General features: G+C 51.6%; 1 protein-coding gene. It reads right to left on the minus strand.

Annotated features, from left to right (window positions below; all coding sequences use genetic code 11):
* Positions 1-581, minus strand: a 581-nt coding sequence (locus tag GN208_RS18140; protein ID WP_243828518.1) for a tape measure protein, incomplete at its 3' end; no start/stop codon positions are given.
* Positions 582-614 lie beyond the last annotated feature (33 nt).

The raw sequence follows: 614 nt of genomic DNA on the forward strand, positions 1-614 counted from the left end.
GCGTTAAATTCTTCACCGCGCAGAACACCGGAAGCCAGTGCCTGACTGAGTTGAGTAATAACAGAGCTGGCTTCTTCAGTGCCTGCACCGGACAGCTTCAGTGAGGTTGCGATGGTTTCAGTGACTTTTGCCACATCCCCCGAGGCATAACCCACATCACGCATCGACTGCGCAATACGTGCGTACAGGTTGGTATTTGCCGCCAGTGATGTGCCGGTACGCTGACTTAACGACATCAGCTCCTGCTGCGTCCGGCTGAAATCCTCCGCAGACACAGAGGCCAGTTTCAGGCGACCGCTTAACTGGCTCCAGGTATCGGCATAACTGATAAGCTGCTGCGTGGCAAAAGCACCGGCCATAGCCCCCATTACGCCGGTTACTGTCGATTTTATTGATGACAGTTCATTGTTCAGCTCACTGATTGCCCGTTTCGTTTCACGTGATGCCGATGATGCTTTGCGTCCACCCTGCTCCAGCGTCCGGTAATAGTTCTCCCCCATCTGTGAAGCACGCGCTATTTCAGACTGAAACGAGGAAGAATTTGCCGATATTTTAATAATAAGCTCACGAAGCTTTGCCATTACGTCCTCTGCTATGTCAGTACAATCAGGTTT

Source organism: Morganella sp. HSTU-ASny43, assembly GCF_022819185.1.
Lineage (GTDB): Bacteria > Pseudomonadota > Gammaproteobacteria > Enterobacterales > Enterobacteriaceae > Morganella > Morganella morganii.